The sequence below is a fragment of the Halorubrum tibetense genome (assembly GCF_042661865.1).
Taxonomy (GTDB): Archaea; Halobacteriota; Halobacteria; order Halobacteriales; family Haloferacaceae; genus Halorubrum; species Halorubrum tibetense.
Genome location: NZ_JBHSWW010000465.1, coordinates 1 through 1,207, shown reverse-complemented (window position 1 = coordinate 1,207; position 1,207 = coordinate 1). Strand labels below are relative to the sequence as shown.

Sequence of the window (1,207 nt, the reverse complement as noted above, 5' to 3'; positions counted from 1 at the left end):
CGCGCCGACGGACACGCCGACGGCGGCACACGCCCACGGCGAGGCGGGGATCAAGAACGCGGTCGAGGCGGGGATAACGAGCGTCGAACACGGGACGTTCATGGACCGCGAGGCGGCCGAAATGATGGCCGAGCGGGGGACGTACTGGGTGCCGACGGCGAGCGCCCTCCACGGCATCGTCGAGAACGGGACCGAGGCCGGGATCCCCGCCGACGCGGTCGCGAAGGCCGAGGACGCCGCGGAGCGCTTCGACGACGCCTGGGAACATGCGCTCGACGCCGACGTTCCGATCGCGATGGGGACCGACGCGGGAACCCCGTTCAACTACTTCGGCGACATCCCGGCGGAGCTCTCGCTGATGGTCGAGTACGGGCTCTCCCCCGCCGACGCGCTCGAAGCCGCCACCGTCAACGCCGCCGACCTCCTCGGACTCGACGATGTCGGTCGGGTCACGGAGGGGTACCGCCCGGATCTCGTCGTTCTCGACGCCGACCCCAACGCGGACGCCGGGGCGTGGCGCGACCCCGAGGCCGTGTTCCTCGGCGGTGATCGGGTCGTCTGATACGCGTCCGCCTCCCCGATCCGGGACTCCTTCGTGCCGTTTTAATCCGGTGCGGATCAAGTATCGGTCGATGACGAGCTCGTCGACGCGACACGCGGACCCCGAGGAGAACCCCTACGTCGAGGAGCCGCCGACCGACTTCGAGCCGGTCGCGGAGCTGTCGCGGGAGGCGGCCGAGCGGCAGACGGCGCTGCTTCGGGCGGCGATCCGCGAACACGATCACCGGTACTACGTCGACGCCGACCCCCTGATCGAGGACGCGACGTACGACCGGCTGTTCGACCGCTTGGCGGCCCTCGAACGCGAGTTCGACCTCGGGACTCCGGACTCCCCGACCCGTCGGGTCGGCGGCGAACCCCTCGACGAGCTGGCGACGGTCGAACACGTCGCCCCGATGCGCTCTATCGACAACGCGAAGACCGCCGAGGCGGTCCGGGAGTTCGACGAACGCGTCCGGTCCGGTCTCGACGCGGCCGGCTTCGACCCCGCCGACGTTCGGTACGTCTGTGAGCCGAAGTTCGACGGGCTCTCGGTCGAAGTCGTCTACGAGGACGGCGTCTACGCCCGGGCGGCGACCCGCGGCGACGGCGAGCGCGGCGACGATGTCACCGAACAGGTGCGGACGATCCCGACCGTCCCGGGTCG

At 70.8% G+C, this 1,207-nt stretch carries 1 protein-coding gene and 1 pseudogene; both read left to right on the top strand.

Going from position 1 to position 1,207, the window contains the following annotated elements; all coding sequences use genetic code 11:
* Positions 1-562: amidohydrolase family protein (locus tag ACFQEU_RS16210; RefSeq protein ID WP_379783841.1), on the top strand; the 562-nt coding region annotated here is incomplete at its 5' end.
* A gap of 70 nt (positions 563-632) precedes the next feature.
* Positions 633-1,207: pseudogene (gene ligA, locus ACFQEU_RS16205) on the top strand (NAD-dependent DNA ligase LigA); the annotation flags it as partial.